General features: G+C 63.2%; 14 protein-coding genes. 4 read left to right on the top strand and 10 right to left on the bottom strand.

What is annotated here, in order from left to right; all coding sequences use genetic code 11:
• Positions 1 to 804 (top strand): chaperonin GroEL (gene groEL / locus Q0105_RS07245; protein ID WP_298210245.1); only part of this gene is annotated, 804 nt, incomplete at its 5' end.
• A 145-nt stretch (positions 805 to 949) separates the two neighbouring features.
• Here groEL and eda read toward each other — a convergent pair.
• A complete protein-coding gene (gene eda / locus Q0105_RS07240) occupies positions 950 to 1,609 on the bottom strand; it encodes a bifunctional 4-hydroxy-2-oxoglutarate aldolase/2-dehydro-3-deoxy-phosphogluconate aldolase (RefSeq protein WP_298210243.1) in 660 nt (219 codons plus the stop codon).
• Entirely contained in the window at positions 1,600 to 3,369 is a 1,770-nt protein-coding gene (gene edd, locus Q0105_RS07235; RefSeq protein ID WP_298210241.1) for a phosphogluconate dehydratase, read from the bottom strand. The genes eda and edd overlap by 10 nt, the downstream gene beginning before the upstream one ends.
• Positions 3,370 to 3,473: 104 nt before the next feature.
• Between edd and Q0105_RS07230 the strand changes: the two genes are divergently transcribed.
• Both Q0105_RS07230 and Q0105_RS07225 read left to right on the top strand, forming a co-directional pair.
• On the top strand, positions 3,474 to 4,406 hold the full coding sequence (locus Q0105_RS07230; protein ID WP_298210239.1) for an SMP-30/gluconolactonase/LRE family protein: 933 nt from the start codon (positions 3,474 to 3,476) through the stop codon (positions 4,404 to 4,406).
• Between the two features lie 1,091 nt (positions 4,407 to 5,497).
• A complete protein-coding gene (locus Q0105_RS07225; RefSeq protein ID WP_298210237.1) occupies positions 5,498 to 9,106 on the top strand; it encodes an AAA family ATPase in 3,609 nt (1,202 codons plus the stop codon).
• Between the two features lie 311 nt (positions 9,107 to 9,417).
• Here Q0105_RS07225 and pgi read toward each other — a convergent pair whose 3' ends face one another.
• Positions 9,418 to 10,986 (bottom strand): glucose-6-phosphate isomerase, encoded by a 1,569-nt coding sequence (gene pgi, locus Q0105_RS07220; protein ID WP_298210235.1) that lies wholly within the window; start codon positions 10,984 to 10,986, stop codon positions 9,418 to 9,420.
• 173 nt (positions 10,987 to 11,159) lie between these two features.
• Between pgi and zwf the strand changes: the two genes are divergently transcribed.
• Positions 11,160 to 12,614, top strand: coding sequence for a glucose-6-phosphate dehydrogenase (zwf, locus tag Q0105_RS07215; RefSeq protein WP_298210232.1), 1,455 nt, complete (start codon positions 11,160 to 11,162; stop codon positions 12,612 to 12,614).
• A 55-nt stretch (positions 12,615 to 12,669) separates the two neighbouring features.
• On the opposite strand, the gene Q0105_RS07210 is transcribed toward zwf, so the two are convergent.
• The 7 genes from Q0105_RS07210 to Q0105_RS07180 all read right to left on the bottom strand — a co-directional run.
• Entirely contained in the window at positions 12,670 to 13,095 is a 426-nt protein-coding gene (locus Q0105_RS07210; protein WP_298210230.1) for a VOC family protein, read from the bottom strand.
• Positions 13,092 to 14,069 (bottom strand): glucokinase, encoded by a 978-nt coding sequence (glk, locus tag Q0105_RS07205; RefSeq protein WP_298210227.1) that lies wholly within the window; start codon positions 14,067 to 14,069, stop codon positions 13,092 to 13,094. Before glk ends, Q0105_RS07210 begins: the two co-directional genes overlap by 4 nt.
• A gap of 223 nt (positions 14,070 to 14,292) precedes the next feature.
• Positions 14,293 to 15,357 (bottom strand): ABC transporter ATP-binding protein, encoded by a 1,065-nt coding sequence (locus Q0105_RS07200; protein ID WP_298210225.1) that lies wholly within the window; start codon positions 15,355 to 15,357, stop codon positions 14,293 to 14,295.
• A 6-nt stretch (positions 15,358 to 15,363) separates the two neighbouring features.
• Entirely contained in the window at positions 15,364 to 16,233 is an 870-nt protein-coding gene (locus Q0105_RS07195; RefSeq protein ID WP_298210223.1) for a carbohydrate ABC transporter permease, read from the bottom strand.
• Positions 16,223 to 17,101, bottom strand: a complete 879-nt coding sequence (locus tag Q0105_RS07190; RefSeq protein WP_298210221.1) for a sugar ABC transporter permease — start codon at positions 17,099 to 17,101, stop codon at positions 16,223 to 16,225. Before Q0105_RS07190 ends, Q0105_RS07195 begins: the two co-directional genes overlap by 11 nt.
• A 180-nt stretch (positions 17,102 to 17,281) precedes the next feature.
• Positions 17,282 to 18,466 carry a carbohydrate porin gene (locus tag Q0105_RS07185; RefSeq protein ID WP_298210219.1) on the bottom strand — a complete coding sequence of 395 codons (1,185 nt, stop codon included), beginning with the start codon at positions 18,464 to 18,466 and terminating at the stop codon, positions 17,282 to 17,284.
• 24 nt (positions 18,467 to 18,490) lie between these two features.
• On the bottom strand, positions 18,491 to 19,680 hold a 1,190-nt coding region (locus Q0105_RS07180), incomplete at its 5' end, for an ABC transporter substrate-binding protein (RefSeq protein WP_298210217.1).

The raw sequence follows: 19,680 nt of genomic DNA, 5'->3' as shown, positions 1-19,680 counted from the left end.
CGCCGCAAGGCCATGCTGGAAGACATCGCCATCCTGACGGGCGGCAAGGTCATCGCTGAAGAAGTGGGCCTGACCCTCGAAAAGGTGACCCTGGCCGACCTGGGCCAAGCCAAGCGCATCGAAGTGGGCAAGGAAAACACCATCATCATCGACGGCGCTGGCGCTGCTGCTGACATCGAAGCCCGCGTCAAGCAAGTGCGCGTGCAGATCGAAGAAGCCACGTCCGACTACGACCGCGAAAAGCTGCAAGAGCGCGTGGCCAAGCTGGCTGGCGGCGTGGCCGTGATCAAGGTCGGCGCTGCCACCGAAGTCGAAATGAAGGAAAAGAAGGCCCGCGTGGAAGACGCACTGCACGCCACGCGCGCAGCTGTGGAAGAAGGCGTTGTGGCTGGTGGTGGCGTGGCCCTGCTGCGTGCCAAGCAAGCCGTGGGCGACTCGGTCAAGGGCGACAACGCCGACCAGGACGCTGGTATCAAGCTGGTGCTCAAGGCCATCGAAGCGCCCCTGCGCGAAATCGTGAACAACGCCGGTGGCGAAGCCTCGGTGGTGGTGAACGCTGTGCTGGCTGGCAAGGGCAACTACGGCTTCAATGCTTCGAACGACACGTACGGCGACATGCTCGAACTGGGCATTCTGGACCCCACGAAGGTCACCCGCACGGCTCTGCAGAACGCTGCCTCCGTGGCATCGCTGCTGCTGACGACCGAAGCCATGGTTGCCGAAGCACCGAAGGAAGAAGCCGGTGCTGGCGGCGGCATGCCCGACATGGGCGGCATGGGTGGCATGGGCGGCATGGGCATGTAATGCCCGGCTGAGCCAACGCTCAACGCAAAAGGGCCGCGCAAGCGGCCCTTTTTCTTTGTCACGGGCACCATGTTTGGCAGCCCAGATGCTTCAAATTTGATAGCTGCTAGCGCTTACTGAATAAGCGCTAGCAGCTATTTCTACATCAAATCGGCGGACGCAGCGCCTGCGTGGCCCGCGCCAGCTCGGTGATGCGAGCCCAGTCACCGGTGCGCACCGCGTCGGCAGGCGTGAGCCACGAGCCGCCCACGCAGCGCACGTTGGGCAGCGCCAGGTAGTTGGGGGCCGTGGCGTTGGTGATGCCGCCCGTGGGGCAAAAGCTCACAGCGCCGAACGGGCTGGCCCAGGACTTGAGCAGCGGGATGCCACCCACGGCCTCGGCCGGAAAAAGCTTGAGGAACGAGAAGCCATCGGCCAGCGCGGCCATGATTTCGCTGGACGTGGCCACGCCGGGCAGCAAAGGCAGGCCCAGGCCCAGGCAGGCGCTGCCCACTTGCGAGGTGTAGCCAGGGCTCACGGCAAAACGGGCACCGGCCTCGCTGGCGCGGCGGGCGTCGTCGGCATTGAGCACCGTGCCCACGCCCACCACCGCTTCGGGCAGGTGGCGCGCAATGGTTTCAATGGCGGGCAGGCCCGCTGCGGTGCGCAGCGTCACCTCCAGCACCTGCACGCCACCGGCCAGCAAGGCCTCGGCCAGGGGCAGTGCGTCTTCCACGCGGTCGATCACGATGACGGGGATGACGGGGCCGTGGCTGGCGATGTCGAGGGGGTTCATGGGAGTCGATGAAGAGGGATTCACAGCCATGTGCAGGCTCCTTGTTCGGCACCGCCCGCATGGCGGCGAAAGTTGGTGAAAAGTTCGCGACCAAAACCGGTGGCAGGAGGCTCGGTGTACGGCGCCAACGGGCGGGCAGCCCATTCGGCTTCGTCCACCAGCACATCCAGGGTGCCTGCGACGGCGTCCACCCGCACGATGTCGCCGTCACGCACCTTGGCCAGCGGGCCACCGGCCAACGCCTCGGGCGTCACGTGGATGGCAGCGGGCACCTTGCCCGAGGCACCGCTCATGCGGCCATCGGTCACCAGCGCCACCTTGAAACCTTGGTTCTGCAACACGGCCAGCGGCGGCGTGAGCTTGTGCAGCTCAGGCATACCGTTGGCCTGCGGCCCCTGAAAACGCACCACGGCCACCATGTCCTGCTGCACCTCGCCCGCGCTGAAGGCGGCGAGCAAGGCCTCTTGCGAATCGAACACGCGTGCAGGGGCCTCGACGATGTGGCGGTCTTCCGGCACGGCGGACACCTTGATCACCGCGCGGCCCAGGCGCCCTTGCAGCAGGCGCAAACCGCCCGTGGGTGAGAACGGCAAGGCCACGGGGCGCAGCACGGTGTCGTCACCCGACGCCGCCGGTGCGCCCTGCCCGCCTGCGGCAATGCCACCGGCATTCACGCTCATCACCTCGGGATGCATGAAGCCCCCGGCCAGCAGCTCGCGCAGGATCCACGCCGGGCCGCCCGCAGCCTGGAACTGGTTCACGTCGGCATCGCCATTGGGGTACACGCGGGCCAGCAAGGGCACGGCGGACGAGAGTTCGTCAAAATCCGTCCAGTCGATCAAGATGCCCGCGCTGCGCGCAATCGCCACCCAGTGGATCAGGTGATTGGTAGAGCCGCCCGTGGCCAGCAGCGCAACCATGGCGTTGACGATGCAGCGCTCGTCCACCAGCCGCCCGATGGGCGTGAAACGCTGGCCGCGCTTGCCGATGTCGAGCACGGTGCGCACGGCTTGGCGTGTGAAGGCCTCGCGCTCTTCGGTGCCCGGCGGCGCAAACGCCGCACCCGGCACATGCAGACCCATAGCCTCCAGCAGCATCTGGTTGCTGTTGGCCGTGCCATAGAAAGTGCAGGTACCGGGGCTGTGGTACGCGGCCGATTCGGCCCGTAGCAGCTCGTCGCGCCCCACCAGGCCCTGTGCGTACTGCTCGCGCACCTTGGATTTGTCTTTGTTCGACAGGCCCGTGCCCATCGGGCCTGCGGGCACGAACACGCAAGGCAAATGCCCATAGTGCAACGCGCCGATGAGCAGGCCGGGCACGATCTTGTCGCACACGCCCAGCAGCAGCGCGCCATCGAACACATCGTGGGACAGCGCTACCGCTGTGGCCATGGCAATGGTGTCGCGGGAGAACAGCGACAGCTCCATGCCGGGCGTGCCCTGCGTAACGCCGTCGCACATGGCGGGCACACCACCGGCCACCTGCGCGGTGGCGCCGTGGCGCGCAGCCTCGTCACGCAAAATGGCGGGGTAACTTTGGTACGGCTGGTGGGCCGACAGCATGTCGTTGTAGGCCGTGACCACACCGATGTTGGGCGCCTTCTCAACCGTGACCTTGAACTTCTCGGCGCCGGGCAACGCGGCATAAGCATGGGCCAGGTTGGCACAGCCCATGCGGTCTTGCGCGGGCTTGCGGGCGATCATGGCGTCAATGCCAGCGAGGTAAGCGGCGCGGGTGTCCGCGCTGCGTTGCACGATGCGCGCCGTCACGCGCGCTACAACTGAATGCATGGGATGCTCCATCGATGGGTGGGCAGGCAGTGACTGCAGGCGAAAGCCGCAGACCTGTTTTGTAAGGCCTAGAATGTAACTCGATAACCAATTCACTTCAACCCATGCCCCTGCAAACCCTGCCCCTTCCGCCCTCCGAACTGGGCGAATCGCCCTTCTGGCACCCAACGGAACAGCGTCTTTACTGGTGTGACATCCTGGGGTTTGCGGTACATGCCTGGAACCCCGCCACAGACCAGCACCAGCAATGGGCCCTGCCCAGCGAGCCCGGCTGCTGCGCACCAGCGGGGCAAGGCCAATTGGTAATTGGGTTACGAAACGGTTTCTATCTGCTCGACACCACACGCCCCACCGCCAGCGAACCCGGCGCCCTCACCTGCCTGGCATTGCTGCCGCCCGAGCAACACGACACCACCATGCTGCGCCTGAACGACGGGCGCTGCGACACCGCAGGGCGCTTCTGGGCAGGCTCGGTGATCACGCCCCGCACCGCACCGAATGCCGCGCTGTGGAGCCTGCAGGCCGACCCGGCCAGCGCCATAGGCTACAGCGTGCGCCACATGGCGGGCGACAACTTCACCGCCAACGGCCTGGCCTTCAGCCCCGACAACCGCACGATGTACTGGTCGAACACGCCCGAGCACCGCATCGACTGCTTTGACTTTGACGTGACCACCGGCGAGATCACGAACCGCCGCCCCTGGGTGCAATTCGACCGCAAAGTAGACGGCCAGCCCTACGGCGGACGACCCGACGGCGCGGCGGTGGATGTGGAGGGTAACTACTGGGTGGCGATGTACGAGGGGGCGTGTGTGTTGCAGTTGTCACCTGAGGGGGAGGTGCAGCAACGCATTGAGGTGCCGGTGCAGTGCCCGACCATGGTGTGTTTTGGGGGGGAGGATTTGCGGACGCTGTATGTCACGTCGGCGCGGGCGGGGAGGCCGCAGGGCGAACAAGAGGCAGCTACTCCTGCCGGTTCGCTGTTCCGTATTCAGGTGGAAGTTGCCGGGCTACCAGTGAATTTTTTCCAGTCCTGACTGCACGCATGAAGTTTGGCGGCTTTGGGCCCGTTGCAGTCGCTCGGAAATCCATGGTTGCTGCATGTCTCTAGTACCGCGCTTCGCCACCACTTCTTGATTCTCTGGCCCGATCATGCGGCGCGCAGTACCCATAGGCCATGGCCTCATAGCTCTTCCCCGTGTCATCCTCAATGACAACCAGCGCGCTGTAGAGCTTGCCCCACGTGGTGATCGGGATCGTCCGATCCTGAGGAGGCGCCGGGTCAAAGTTAAGATGGATAGTCGTGCGCGTAATCCGAGTGTGAGTGATGTGCCGCGCATCAAGATGACGTTTAAGTCGCATGGCGTAGCCTGCTAAGAGTTTGTCAAAGGCTGCATTTGCAGGATTGATGGTCCCGGCGACAAGATTGAGACTGACCTCCGCAGTCTGACAACTATCGGCTAGCTGGCACAGGCGACCAATGCCCCAGTATCCCGCCACGTCATTGTTTCGACTTATGAATGATCCAAGTAAGTCCAAGGCAATGCCCTGGAGCTGCCTACGTCTCGTCATGTTAGTAAATCCCGTATCGTGAGGCTGAAGGCAAGCCAAGTTTCGAGTGGCGGCTCCTGGCCGCTAGTACTCATTCGCAGGCGGACGCTGCACGTCTGCAACCAGCCTGAAGCAGTCGCCAAATGCTGGCGTCGGCTTCGCAGCGATTGCGGTCGTATGCGTTGCTAAACGCTGCTACCGAAAGCGGCCGATTGACGATCACAGCCGGCGAACTACACCCCACCCAACAAGACTAAGGCAAACTACCCTCGGCGCACGCTTGGCTATCCCGGACGGGCTCACACAAAAAAACAGAACTATCCGATAAGGGAGAAATAGCGTGATTCAAGGTGCTCGCTGCTTGCCGACTCAACACTTGACCATTCGGGTGCCGTGGCACGATTCCGGATGGAGGGGCACCTTCTGCAAGACCTGCACTGCAAACACTTGTTGTACCGTGCTCCCGCGAATCGCTACTGGTCGCGACGACGCCTTTGAGACGCTGCATGCAGGTGAGAGCATTGAGGACCTCGACCGATCCCAACACCCACCCTGTGTGGATGAGCATGGGACCTTCATGGCCAAGTTCCCGCTCTCGATGCAGAAGAAGCACCCCTACACGGAGATTGCCAAGACCACCCATGGGCACTTCACCGACACCCCCTACACGATTCGACCGTACTCTGCCGCAGGCATTCCGTTTCGGTGGATGTTGCGCGAGCAGGTGGAAGGCAACAAGAAGTGGGGCGTTCGCAGCCTAAAGGAGGCACTGCAGCTGGGCTACCAGACCGAACGCGAGCCGGATCTCACGACCAACAAAAACTGGGAGAAGGACAAAAAAACCTGGGTTCAGGAGGGCACCAACCAGCGCATCATCCTTGACACATTCTTCAGTGTAGCCAAGCCGAATGAGTCGTTGGTCTTCTTCTATGCCAAGCGCACGCCGATGCTGGAGGATGCGCGCCGCGTAATCATCGGCGTGGGGCGAGTCAAGTCGGTAAGCGAGCCCATTGAATATCACTACGCGGGTGGCCAGAAGCCGAAGGACAACATCAGCGGCTACCTGTGGGAGCGGAACATCGAGCACTCGATTCGCCCCAAGAACTCGGATGGCTTCTTGCTGCCCTACCAGCAGTTGCTGCAGGCCGCAGAGGCAGACGAATCCATTGACCTTGCTGCCTGCACAGCGTTCGCGCCGGATGAGTATTTCGGCAGCTACTCCTACGGCACGGAGCACCTGGCGCACGATGGCGCCATCTCGTCCTTGTTGGCCATCGAAAAGGCCATCAAGGCGATGCGCCAGCATCTAGCCGATGAGCCGTGGGCCGAGCATCTGGCTTGGATCGACCGGGAGCTGAACCGATTATGGGAGGTGCGTGGTGCCTTCCCGGGTCTGGGTGCCGCACTGAACGCTTTTGGCTTCTCGCATGGCAACTTGCTGGCTTGGTACCTGTCCAGCCAGGGTGGCGAAAAACTTGATCCGTGGCCAGCGTTGGCTGCCGTGCTCAAGAAGCCTGACAGTCTGCCGAGCTACCTGCGCGATGGCATAGGCGACACATTGCGCAAGAAGTGGGAGAAACTGCCCGCGGAGCGCCGCGCGCTGTTGATGCTGGTGGCCAGGTTCAATCTGACTGACGCACAAGCCCTGCGTTGGTACCAGCCGACTGAGCGCGAGAAGGCTGGCATCGATCTGAGCGACGCAGCGATTCTGGCCAACCCATACATGATCTACGAGGACGATAGGCTACAAGTTGATTCCGTAGCTTTTGAGATCGTCGACCGGGGCGTGTTCCCACCGGAGTCCATCCGCGCTTTGTTCCCGCTACCGAAGCTCAGCCTTGTGCGTGAAGCCATTGACGAGCGCAGGGTGCGCGCAGCCATGCTGCTGACGCTGGAAGAGGCCGCACGCACCGAGGGGCACACCTACCTAATGGCAACGTGGGTGGTTCAGCGGATTCGAGACCGCGCGCTGCAGCCCGACTGTCCGCTGGACATGGACACGCTCGCGATCATGGAAGAGTGTCTGAATCCCAAGATCGCGAGCATCCAGGTCAAGGACGGGCTCAAGGCGTTCCAGTTGGATCGCTACGTCGAGACCTCGACCCTTATCAGGTCGAAGATCACCAAGCGCAAGTCCCGCAAGGCCAATGCTGGGGAGCACAACTGGTCTGCACTGGTAGATGCAGCCATTGATGCAACGAAGGACAAGGGCGCCGCCAAGACAAACCCAAGTGCCCGTGACCTGGCCGCTCGGAAGGAAAAGTCGGCAGCCCTGGAGGTGCTCTACAAGTCCGGCATCTCTGTGCTCATGGGGGCCGCCGGCACGGGCAAAAGCACCTTGCTGAAGGCGCTTTGCAGCATCGACACCGTGAAGGAAAAGGGGATTCTGCTGCTTGCGCCGACCGGCAAGGCCCGCGTGCGGCTGGAGCAGACGAGCGGCATGAGTGGCCAAGGAAAGACCGTCGCGCAGTTCTTGAACGGACTCGACCGCTACGACGGCAAGACCGGGCGTTACTACGTAAATGAAGACGCCGACCGATCGGCCGTGCACGCCACCGTCATCATTGACGAATGCTCCATGCTGACCGAGGAGCAGCTGGCCGCTTTGCTGGACGCGGTGGAGAGCGTTGACCGGTTGGTGCTGGTCGGCGATCCCAAGCAGCTTCCACCCATCGGTGCGGGCCGGCCGTACGTGGACATCGTGAACTTCTTGAAGCCCGCCAACATTGACAGCCTGCGGACCCGAGTTGCCGGCAGCTTTGCGGAGCTGACCGTGACGATGCGTCAAGGCGCCGACGAGGGGGTTGTGCGTGATGACGCGCTGCTCGCGCAGGCCTTCAGCGGTCGGCCACTGGATGCCGGTGCTGACGAAATCTGGCAGACCGTGGCGTCGGGAAAGTCGAACTTTGTGAAGCTGGTTCGGTGGAACAAGCCAGACCAGCTTCAAGCGCTGCTGCTGGACGAGCTGCAAACCGAGTTGAAGCTGAAGTCGATCACCGACGAAGTGACCTTCGAAGAGTCTCTGGGGGGCGTCAGTTCGGATTTCGAGGGCGGGTCAACGGTCTGGTTCAACACCCAGTACAAAGATCGCCCGGGCGCTTCCAAGAAGGCGGAGGCGTGGCAAATTCTCTCGCCGATCAAGCAGTACCAAGCGGGCGTCACAGCCATCAACCGCGCGTTGCAGCAGCAGTTCAGGAAATCGTTCCTGAAGATGGCCGCACAAACCGGCTGGATGAAGAAGATCCCGAGCCCCGCAGGGCCCGAGGAAATCATCTACGGTGACAAGGTGATCAACGTCATCAACAAAAGCGGGCGTGACACATTCCCGGCCAAAGACGACGCATACGTTGCGAACGGCGACATCGGCATCGTCACTGGACACCGTAAGACCAAATTTAAGACCTGGGCTCCCTATGAAGTCGAAGTTGAGCTGGCCTCGCAGCCTGGCTTTGCCTACAAGTACAGGCCCTGGGAGTTTGACTCCCAGGAGAGCACACCGCCCCTCGAACTGGCGTATGCCCTGACGGTTCACAAGACGCAGGGCAGCGAATTCGGCAAGACCTTCGTGGTAATGCCAAACCCGTGTCGCAATCTGACTCGGGAGATGCTCTACACCGCGCTGACGCGCCAGAAGGACAAGATCATCATCCTGCATCAAGGAGATTTCAGGGACCTGCTGCACTTCAGCCAAGAGTCCGCGTCAGAGATCAACAGGAGGATGACAAACCTCTTCGTGCCGTCGTCGCCGGTTGAGATCAAGGTTCGAAACAAGTCGGTCTTCCTAGACGAGAAGCTGATCTACCTGACGGAGAACGGCGACCTGGTTCGCTCAAAGTCTGAGTGGATCATTGCCGACAAGCTCAAGGCTGCCGGCATTAAGTACCAGTACGAGCAGCCGCTGATCTTGGATGGTGTTGAACGCTTGCCGGACTTCACCATCCGAGACGAGGACGCTGGCACAGTCTGGTACTGGGAGCACAACGGCATGCTCTCGGATGGTGAGTACAAGAAGCGTTGGGAGCGAAAGGAGGCGGCCTATCGCAGAGCAAAGATTGTTCCGCCTACGGAGCCCACGAAGGACGATGACAGAACTGGCACGCTGCTGGTAACCGAGGAGCGCGAAGGCACTGGGCTGGATCTAAACGCGATCCATGCCAACATCAACCTCATACTTGGCCGTGCCTGATGCAAAGGGCACATTGGGCAGCCTTGGTGTTGACTCTATGACTTGCTCGCCCATGACCGAATGCCCGCAGAGCAGTCGTTGATGAACTTCCGCAAACAGCCTTCACCGGACGTTGGTGTCGATCAAGCGAACTTCGGCTTCTGGCCGATAGCCGCGATTCTCCCTCACACCCGATCCGTCACAACACGCCCCATGTTGCGATAGTTCACCTTCCTAACATTGCGTGCTTCTCACGGACGGTGTTCGGGTAGCTTCAGTTCCGAGCCGCGAAACCAGGCGCCTCGTCTACGGCAACATCCAACCCAACACGCTCAGCCCGCGCCCTGCAACACCCCCAGCAGCCCCGCCGTAGACCCATCCAGCCCCGCCACATCCCCACTCTCCAGCCGCGCCTCAATGTCCTTGGCCAGCACCTTGCCCAGCTCCACCCCCCACTGGTCAAAACTGTTGATGCCCCACAGGCTGCCGCTCACGAACACGCGGTGCTCTTGCAGCGCGATGAGCGCGCCCAGCGATGCGGGGGTGAGTTTGTCCAGCAGCAAGAAGGTGCTGGGGCGGTTGCCGGGGAAGTGGCGGTGGCCGTCGTCGCTGGTTTTGCCCTCCATCAACGCCTGGGCCTGGGCCAAGGCATTGGCCAGCAGCTTGGGCTGGTGGCCCGGCAGGGCGTGCAAGGCCTCGCGCGCCGCCACAATTTCGAGTGGCAGCACGTCCGTGCCCTGGTGCAGCATCTGAAAAAAGGCATGCTGGCCGTTGGTGCCGGGCTCGCCCCACAACACGGGCGATGTAGCGCAGGCCAGGGCTTGGCCGTCTTGCGCCACGCGCTTGCCGTTGCTTTCCATCTCCAGTTGTTGCAGGTAGGCCGGGTAGCGGCCCAGCGCCGCGTGGTAGGGGGCGATGCAGCGGCTGGCGAAGCCGTGGAAATTGCGATACCAAACATCGAGCAGCCCCAGGCGCATGGGCAGGTTCTGCGCCAGGGGCGCGGTGCGAAAGTGCTCGTCCATGGCGTGCGCCCCGGCCAGTAGATCGCGAAAGCCCTGCGCGCCAATGGCAATGGCAATCGGCAGGCCGATGGCCGACCACAGCGAGTAGCGCCCACCCACCCAGTCCCAAAAACCGAAGGTGGTGGTGATGCCCAAGGCGCCCGCCGCTTCAATGTTGGTGGTGAGCGCGGCGAAGTGCCGCGCCACGTCGCGCCCGCCCTGCGCGGCAAACCAGGCCAGCGCCGAGCGCGCGTTGGTCATGGTTTCGGCGGTGGTGAAGGTTTTGGAGGCCACGAGGAACAGCGTGCTCTCAGGCCGCAGGCCCTGGAGCACGTGGTGCAGTTCGTGCCCGTCCACGTTGGAGACGAAGTGAAAACGCTTGCCCGGCGTGCGAAACGCCTCCAGCGCGCGCACGGCCATGTGTGGCCCCAGGTCCGAGCCGCCGATGCCGATGTTCACCACATCGGTGATGGCCGCGTCAGCCCGCACCTGTTCGGCATAGGCCAGCATGGCATCGAGCGTGCGGTGCACATCGGCCAGGCGCTCTGCGGTTTCGGGCACGTCGCCGGGCAGGGCCAGGCCTGCGGGGCGGCGCAGCAGGGTGTGCAGCACGGCGCGGTTTTCGGTGGTGTTGATGGCCTGGCCCGCAAACATCGCGTCGCGGTGCTGCTCTACGCCACAGGCGCGCGCCAGGTCCAGCAGCAGGGCTTCGGTTTCGCGGCTCCACAGGTTCTTGGAGAGGTCGGCAAACACATGTGGCGCCCTTTGGCTGAAATGCGCAAAGCGGCTCGCGTCTTGCGCAAAGGCACTGCGCATGTCCAGGTGGCGGCCCTGGGCGGTGAAATGGGCCTCCAACAGGGGCCAAGGGGCGGTCTGGTCGCAACGGGGAGGCATGTACATCAGGTGCGCTGGGGGTTGGAACACCCCAAAATAGTAACTTGATTACAGAAAATCGTCAAAACTTGAGTTTCCAGAGCAAACAATTGACCCGCAACGCGTGTAAAAATCCAATATCATGTAACGCGATTACAATCCCTCGCAGCACAACGAATCACCCCCCTCACGGAGACACCATGAGTTTTGACCTCGTCTTGTTCGGCGGCACTGGCGATCTCGCCTGGCGCAAGCTCATGCCCGCGTTGTTTCAGGCCTTCCGGCACGGCACCCTGCCCGAGGGTGGGCGCATCATCGCCGTGGCGCGAGACAACCTGAGCGACGAACAATACCGCAGCCTGATCCAGTCGCGATTTGACGGCGTGGAGCTGGCCAAACGCCCCACCCCGGAAGAATTCGCACGGTTTGCCGCGTTACTGCATTACCTGCGCATGGACCTGTCCCAAACCCAGGACTACGAGCGCCTGGCGGCCATGCTGAACGCACGCAGCGCCAACACAGTGGTGATGTATGTGGCCACCGCGCCCAGCCTGTTCACCAACGTGTGCGAGCAGATCGCCGCCGTGGGCCTTAACGGCCCCAGCACCCGCGTGGTGCTCGAAAAACCCCTGGGCCACGACCTGCCATCGAACCAGGCCATCAACGACACGCTGCGCCGCGTGCTGAAAGAAGAACAGGTCTTTCGCATCGACCACTACCTGGGCAAGCCCTCGGTGCAGAACCTGTTTGCGCTGCGTTTTGGCAACGCGTTGTTCGAGCCGCTGTGGCGGCGCGAAACCATCGCCAACATCCAGATCACGATTGCCGAAGAGCTGGGCGTGGAGTCACGCGGCGCGTTCTACGACCAGACGGGTGCCATGCGCGACATGGTGCAGAACCACGCGCTGCAATTGTTGTGCGCGATTGGCATGGAGCCCCCCATCAACTCCAGCGCCAACGCGATCCGCGACGAGAAGCTGAAGGTGCTGCAGTCACTCAAGCCCTGGACGGCAGAGACCATCGGCCAGCACGTGATCCGGGGGCAGTATGCAGCAGGCAACCACCAGGGCCAGCCCGTGCCCGGCTATCTGCAGGAAAAAGGCGTGGCGGAGGGCAGCGCCACCGAAACCTTCGTGGCGCTGCGTACCGAAATATCGAACTGGCGCTGGGCGGGCGTGCCGTTCTACATCCGCACCGGCAAACGGCTGGCGGGGCGCGATGCGCACATCGTCGTCAACTTCCGGCCCGTGCCGCACCCCATCTTCAAAACCCCTGCGGGCGCGGCCAACCGCCTGGTGATCAACCTGCAGCCCAAGGACGGGCTGGAGCTGCACCTGATGGCCCAGGGCGCCGCCCAGAACCAGACCGAACCCGCCCTGTCGCAGGTGCACCTGAACCTGGACTTCGACCAGCGCTTCGGCATCGAGCGCGTGGGCGCCTACGAGCGCCTGCTGCTCGACGTGATTGCCGGGCGCCTGAACCTGTTCGTGCGCAGCGACGAGCAGGAAGCAGCCTGGCGCTGGGTGGAGCCCATCTTGCAATACTGGAAGGACGACTCCGCCGGCCCCCGCACCTACCCCGCAGGGACCTGGGGGCCACGTGCGGCCAGCGCCATGATTGCGCGGGACGGGTACTGCTGGAGCGAAGAGATGTGACACGGAAAAGGCCCACAAGGGCCTTTTCTTTTTTTGCACAGAGAAAAAAGAGGAATCAGCGCACCACGGGCACAGGGCCGACCAGCTCTATCGGCAGCCCATCCGGGTCGGAAGAAAACGTGAACAGTGCGCCCGTGAACGGATCGGTCCGCACCGGCTCCACCGCCACGCCGTGCGCGGCCAGGGCGGCCAGGCAGGCGTGCATGTCGGCCACGCGCAGGGCCAGGTGGCGCAGGCCACAGGCCTCGGGGTAGGACGGACGTGGGGGCGTGAGGGGAAAGGAGAACAGCTCCACCTGCGAGCCATCGGGCCACTGCAGGTCGAGCTTGTACGACTGCCGCTCGGCGCGGTAGTGCTCATGCACCACCTGCAGGCCCAGCACTTCGGTGTAGAAGCGGCGCGAGCGGGCGTAGTCGCTGGCGATGATGGCCACGTGGTGCACGCCGCTGATCAGCAACGGCACGGACGGGCCACCACTCATCCGCCGGAGCCCGCGATGTCCAGTGCGCGCGATGCGCCATACAGCGCAGGCGTGGCGCTGGGGTCAATGACCCAGCAGGGAATGGTCGCCAGGTAGGGCTGAAACCGCCCCTTGGATTCAAACCGCGCCCGGAACGGGGACTCGTCGAACCAGTTGCCCAGACGCGGCACCATGCCGCCGCCGATGAAAACACCACCACGCGCCCCGAGCGTGAGCGCCAGGTTGCCCGCCACGTTGCCCAGGAAGCCACTGAACAGCTCCAGCGCCTCCAGCGCCAGCGGGTCGTTGGCTTGCAGCGCAAGTTCGGTCACCTGCGCGGCCGAGCTGATCTCCTTGCCGCCGCGCTGGGCCAGCCTGCGCAGCGCGTGGTACAGGTCCACCAGCCCGGCGCCGCACACGGCGCGCTCAGCGGACACATGGCCGTAGCGCTCTTGCAAGAGGGCCAACACATCGAATTCGCGCTGGGTCTGCGCGGCCAGCGTGACGTGGCCGCCCTCGCCCGACAACGGCACGCCCAGGCTGGAGCCCGGCGGAAACACCAGGCCCGACACGCCCAGGCCCGTGCCCGGACCGAGCAGCGCAATCGCTGCGCCCGGCACGGCCTCACCACCACCCACAGGACGCAACTGATCAGGTGTGAGCAGGGGCAGCGCCAGCGCCAGTGCGGTGAAGTCGTTGATGACCACCAGCCGCTCGAAACCAAAGGCCTCGCGCACCGCGCGCTGCGAGAAGCTCCAGCTGTGATTGGTCATGCGGATCGCGTCGCCCAAAACCGGGTTGGCGATGCCAAACGCTGCCTCGCGCGGGGTGGGCACGCCCACCTCTTGCAGATAGGCCGAGAGCGCGGCGTCCACCGTGGGGAACTGCGCGCACGGCAGCACCCGGGTGTCGTGCAAAAGGCCGTCGGGCTGGTCTTGCCAGGCCAGGCGGATGTTGGTGCCGCCGATGTCGGCCAGCAAGCGCAGAGGTGTCATGCGGTGTTTCTAGAAAAAGAAAACGGCCTGATTATTAGCCTGCCTCAGAGACGCCCGTTCGCCCTGGCTTCGACCGGCTCAGCCCGAACGGTTGGAATGTATCCGGGGCAAAAAATCTATCAAAAAATGGCTGTAGCGCTTGATTGATAAGCGCAACAAGCTACTATTTTAATAGCAAACCAGCTCAGCAGCAAGAGGCAGCCCCACAGGCCTGCCGCACCTGTCACGCCAGCCGATTCTCACTGCTGGCGTCAAACCAATGGGCGTTGGCAGGCTCCACCGCCAGGCCCACGGCGTCGCCGGGCTGCACGCGGGTTTGCGCATCGGTGCGCAGCGTGACGCTGCCTGCGGCGGTGTCCACCATCACATAAGTGTCGGGGCCCGTGGGCTCCACCACGCTGACCTTGCCACGCCAGGGGGCGCTGTCTTGCATCACCAGGTGCTCAGGGCGCACGCCCAGCAGCACTTCGTGGGCACTCGATGACGGAGGCGCCAGGTTCAAGGCGGCCCCCTGGATACCAAACTGCCCGCCCGTGGCCGTGCCCCGCAGCAGGTTCATGGTGGGCGAGCCGATGAAGGTCGCCACGTAGGTGTTGGCCGGGTGGTTGTAGATCTCGTCGGGTGTGCCCAGTTGCTGCACCACGCCGCCCTTCATCACCGCAATGCGCGAACCCAGCGTCATGGCCTCGACCTGGTCGTGTGTCACGTACACGCTGGTGATGCCGCTGGCCTGGTGCAGGCGCTTGATCTCGGCGCGCATCTCCACGCGCAGCTTGGCGTCGAGGTTGGACAGCGGCTCGTCGAACAAAAAAAGCTGCGGCTGGCGCGCCAGAGCCCGGCCCATGGCCACACGCTGGCGCTGGCCGCCCGAGAGCTGGCTGGGCCGGCGATCGAGCAGGTGGGTGATCTGCAGCATGGCGGCCACTTCGTCGATGCGCTTCTTGCGCTCGGGCTTGGGCATCTTGCGCATCTCCAGCGCAAAGCCGATGTTGTCGGCCACGCTGAGCGTAGGGTACAGCGCGTAGCTCTGGAACACCATGGCGATGTCGCGGTCGCGCGGGGGCATGCCCACCACGTTCTTGTCGGCGATACGGATCTCGCCCTCGGTAGGCCCATCCAGCCCCGCAATGATGTTGAGCAGCGTGGACTTGCCGCAGCCCGAGGGGCCTACGAGGATGAGGAACTCGCCGGGGGCCACGTGGATGTCCACCTTGCGCAGCACCTCCACGCTTTTGTCGCCCTTGCCAAAACGCTTGTTGATGCCTGCGATGTCTAACGAAGACGCCATGATGATTTATCCCTTCACCGCGCCGGCCGTCAGCCCGCGCACAAAAAATTTACCCGCCAGCACATAGATCACCATCGTGGGCAGGCCCGCGATGATGGCGGCGGCCATGTCCACGTTGTAGGCCTTCACGCTGCTGGAGGTGTTGGCCAGGTTGTTGAGCCCCACAGTGATGGGCTTGGACTCGGTGCCCGAGAAAACCACACCGAACAAGAAGTCGTTCCAGATGTTGGTGAACTGCCAGATCAGCGTGACCATGACGATGGGCGTGGACAGCGGCAGCACGATGCGCCAGAAGATCTGAAAGAAGCTCGCGCCATCCATGCGCGCAGCGTTCACCAGCTCCTTGGGGATGGCCGCGTAGTAGTTGCGGAAAAACAGCGTGGTGCCCGCCAGCCCTGCCAGGCAGTGCACCAGCACCAGCCCGGTGATGGAGCTCGAAAGCCCCAGCCAGCCCAGCACCTGACTCATAGGCAGCAGCACCACCTGAAAGGGCATGAACACACCAAACAGCAGCAGGCCAAACAGCGTGTCGCTGCCGCGAAACTTCCACAGGCTAAGCACATAGCCGTTGAGCGCGCCCCACACGGTGGAGACCATCACGGCCGGCACGGCCATGGCCACCGAGTTCCAGAAGAAGGGGCGCAGGCCATTGCAATCCACACCCGTGCAGGCGCTGGACCAGGCCGTGGACCAGGCAGCCCCGTTGAACCCGCCGGGCAAGGCCAGCAGAGAGGTGGAGCGGATTTCCTCCGCATCCTTGAACGACGTGACCAGCATGGCATACAGCGGCAGCAGAAAAAACACCACCGCCAGGGCCAGCACGGCATAGACCAGCAGGCGCCCCACGGACGGGAAAAAAGAGGGCTTAGCGGTCATGGGGTTTGCTCCGCAGTTCGCTGTAGAGATAAGGAATCACCAACGCAGCCACGGTGGCCAGCATCATGGTGGCGCTGGCTGCGCCCAGGCCAATCTGCCCGCGCGAGAACGACATGGTGTACATGAAGGTGGCGGGCACATCGGTGGCAAAACCGGGGCCGCCGGCCGTGAGCGCCATCACCAGGTCAAAGCTCTTGATCGCCAGGTGCGACAACACCATGAGCGTGGAGAAGAACACCGGCCGCAGCGCCGGCAGCACGATGCGCCAGTAGATGCGCGGCAGCGAGGCGCCGTCGACCTGTGCGGCCTTGATGATGCTGTCGTCGATGCCGCGCAGGCCTGCCAGGAACAACGCCATCGCAAAGCCCGCGCTCTGCCAGATGCCCGCGATCACCACACAGTAGATCGCCATCTCGGTGTCCACCAGCCAGCCGAACGTGAAGCTCTCGAAGCCCCAGTCGTGCATCAGCTTCTCCAGGCCCAGGCTGGGGTTGAGCAGCCACTTCCAGGCCGTGCCCGTCACCACAAACGACAGCGCCATGGGGTACAGGTAGATGGTGCGCAGCGCGCCCTCGGCACGGATCTTCTGGTCCAGCAGCACCGCCAGCACCACGCCGATGACCAGCGAGCCGCCCACATAGCCCACGCCAAAAATGCCCAGGTTTTTGAGCGCCACCCACCAGCGGTCCATCTCCCACAGGCGCTCGTACTGCGCCAGGCCCGCCCATTCGTAGTTGGGCAGCATGCGCGATACGGTAAGGCTGAGCACGCCGTTCCACACCATCAGGCCGTAGATGAAGGCAAAGCCCAGCACAAACGCCGGGGCCACCACCAGCCTGGGCAGCCAGGTTTCAAAGGAATTCTTCATTGCTTGCGAATCTCAGTTGCATACGCTCAATACGCTTTGGGCGCTGTACGCGCTCCATGTGCTTCATGCGCTCTCCACCACTTGGCTCCGCATGAAAAAAAGGGGGTGCACACCGAGCACCCCCCAATGAACAAAGTGTCTCCCTCAAACTCACTCGCTTTCTCACTCGCTCCCTCTTACTTACCACCACACCTCGTACTGCACGCCCACCAGCGTGCGCGAGGTTTTGCCATTGGCGCCAAAACTGCCCGCGTTGGCCACGGCAGCCGCCTGGTTCCAGTTGGCCTTGGTCACATACAGGCGCAGCTCGGGGCGCGACCAGAAGTCTTCGTTCAGCGCCAGGGCGGCTGCCAACGTGACCTTGGAGAGGCGCTGATCTGGCCCGGCCCCCTTGCGCGTGGTGGTGGACACCTCGGCCAGGCCCTTGAAGTTCTTGGTGAAGGCGTAAGAACCACGGCCACCCAGCGAGAAGTCCTTGGTCTCCACACCGGTGATATCGGCCTTGTTGGTCTGGTAGGCGATCAGTGCCTGGCCACCAAACGGGCCGCTTTGCCAGTTGATCGAATCCGCAATGCGCATCACGCGCTTGCCAGCATTCACACCGTCGATGGCCTCAAACTGGCCGTCGATGCGGGCGTGGCCCCGCGAGGTCTGCAGGAACAGCGCATTGCTCATCCCGGGGATCAGAAAGTCTTTCTGGTTGTGCGACACCGAGATGCCCGAACCCGATCCACCGTTGGCCTGGCCACTGCCCGTCACCGCCGTCAACAGCACCCGCAGCTTGCCGCCAGGGTTGGTGTTGATCTCGGACAGGTCGGCGTTGATGCGGCGCGCTTTCACGTTGTTGGGCAGATTGCCGTCGAACTTGTCACCCGTGAACACACCCACGCCCAACTTCATGCTGCCAATCGGAATGTCGGTGACACCCGCGCCCTGGTTGTCACCGTAGTTCATCAGGAAGTAATCGACGATGTGCACATCCTGGATACGCAGGCGGCGCTGGCCTGCCCAGAACTTGGCTTCGGGTGAGAACGAGAAGCCACTCATCTCCACATAGGCCTGCTCGGTGCCGACATCGCCACTGCCCCACTTGGCGGGCATGTAGTTCACCTTCCACTTCACGCCACCCACATCGAAGGTGCGTGCAAAGTTCACTTCGATGCCGTTGTCGCCCTCGTTGCCCAGGCGGTACTTTTGCAGTTCGCCACCCAGCGCCAGGTTGCCCTTGACGCCGTCAGAGTGGTTGAACACCGGGCCGCCCCGTGAGTAACCGTTGAACTCAAAGCCTGCTACGTCCATAGCAAAGGCACCATTCGCGCATGCGGCGGCCAAAGCCACCGCCGTGAGGCGGTTTCTTTTCATCATGTTGACTCCCTCAGTGGTGGTGGTTTATTTGGTCTTCGCGGCGGTCGCGATCTTCTTCATGGCGTCGGCCACGCTCACCTTGTCGTCATTCCAGAACTGGCTGACCACGTCCTTGATGGCGCCTTCGGTGGCGGGTGCAATCGCCATGCCGTGGGCCACGCTGGGCACCAGGCCTCCGCTCTTGGCAGTGTCAGCAAAGTCCTTGCTGGACAGCTTGGCGCAGTCGTCAAACTTGTCCATCTTCTGGCCCGTGCGCACCGGGATGGAACCCTTGTTGAGGTTGAACACCTCTTGGAACTCACTGCCCATGATGGAACTGGCCAGGTCCCCTTGCGCCTTCTGCGCAGCGGCGTCCTTGAGCTTGAACAGGATGAACGAGTCCACGTTGAACGTAAACGCATTGGCGGTGCCTGGCGCGGCTGCACACATGAAGTCCTTGCCGGGGACCTTACCTGCGGCGATGAACTCGCCCTTGGCCCAATCGCCCATCAGCTGAAAGCCTGCCTTGCCCTGGATCAGCATGGCCGTCGCCAGGTTCCAGTCGCGGCCCGGAGCGCCGGGATCGGTGTAAGTCTTGATGCGGCGGAAGGTTTCCAGCGACTTCTTCATGGTGTCGCTGTTCAGGGCCTTGTCGTCGAGCTTGACCAGCGCGTCCTGATAAAACTTGGCGCCACCTACGCCCAGCACCACGGATTCAAAGGTGGTGAAGTCCTGCCAGTTCTGACCGCCATGGGCCACGGGCACCAGGCCGGCCGCCTTGAGCTTGTCGGCTGCGGCAAAGAACTCGTCCCAGGTCTTGGGCATGGTGGCCACGCCGGCTTTCTTGAGCGCATCGGAGCTGGCCCACAGCCAGTTCACGCGGTGCACGTTGACGGGGGCGGCCACGTAGCTGCCCTTGTACTTCATCACATCGGCCACAACCTTGGGCAGCACCTCGTCCCACTTTTCAGCCTTGGCCAGCGCATCCACGTTGGCCAGCACACCTTCGGAGGCCCATTCCTGGATGGCCGGGCCCTTGACCTGGGCTGCCGAGGGCGGGTTGCCCGAGATCACGCGGCTCTTGAGCACCGTCATGGCGCTGTCGCCACCGCCACCGGCCACCGCAAAATCGCGCCAGGTGTGACCCTTGCCCTGCATGATCTTCTTGAGCTCGGCGGCCGACTTGGCCTCGCCGCCCGAAGTCCAGTAATGCAGGACCTCGACCTCCCCCGCGC

Source organism: Acidovorax sp., assembly GCF_027492855.1.
GTDB lineage: Bacteria > Pseudomonadota > Gammaproteobacteria > Burkholderiales > Burkholderiaceae_C > Acidovorax.
The sequence above is the reverse complement of the archived record's forward strand: the minus strand, read 5'-3'. Positions and strand labels throughout refer to the sequence as shown.

Bases quoted from the DNA above. Each gene is read 5' to 3' on its own strand.
- eda (WP_298210243.1), bottom strand. From the start codon at position 1,609: ATGGCTGTGAATCCCTCTTCATCGACTCCCATGAACCCCCTCGACATC.
- edd (WP_298210241.1), bottom strand. From the start codon at position 3,369: ATGCATTCAGTTGTAGCGCGCGTGACGGCGCGCATCGTGCAACGCAGC.
- Q0105_RS07230 (WP_298210239.1), top strand. From the start codon at position 3,474: ATGCCCCTGCAAACCCTGCCCCTTCCGCCCTCCGAACTGGGCGAATCG.
- Q0105_RS07225 (WP_298210237.1), top strand. From the start codon at position 5,498: ATGGCCAAGTTCCCGCTCTCGATGCAGAAGAAGCACCCCTACACGGAG.
- pgi (WP_298210235.1), bottom strand. From the start codon at position 10,986: ATGTACATGCCTCCCCGTTGCGACCAGACCGCCCCTTGGCCCCTGTTG.
- zwf (WP_298210232.1), top strand. From the start codon at position 11,160: ATGAGTTTTGACCTCGTCTTGTTCGGCGGCACTGGCGATCTCGCCTGG.
- Q0105_RS07210 (WP_298210230.1), bottom strand. From the start codon at position 13,095: ATGAGTGGTGGCCCGTCCGTGCCGTTGCTGATCAGCGGCGTGCACCAC.
- glk (WP_298210227.1), bottom strand. From the start codon at position 14,069: ATGACACCTCTGCGCTTGCTGGCCGACATCGGCGGCACCAACATCCGC.
- Q0105_RS07200 (WP_298210225.1), bottom strand. From the start codon at position 15,357: ATGGCGTCTTCGTTAGACATCGCAGGCATCAACAAGCGTTTTGGCAAG.
- Q0105_RS07195 (WP_298210223.1), bottom strand. From the start codon at position 16,233: ATGACCGCTAAGCCCTCTTTTTTCCCGTCCGTGGGGCGCCTGCTGGTC.
- Q0105_RS07190 (WP_298210221.1), bottom strand. From the start codon at position 17,101: ATGAAGAATTCCTTTGAAACCTGGCTGCCCAGGCTGGTGGTGGCCCCG.
- Q0105_RS07185 (WP_298210219.1), bottom strand. From the start codon at position 18,466: ATGATGAAAAGAAACCGCCTCACGGCGGTGGCTTTGGCCGCCGCATGC.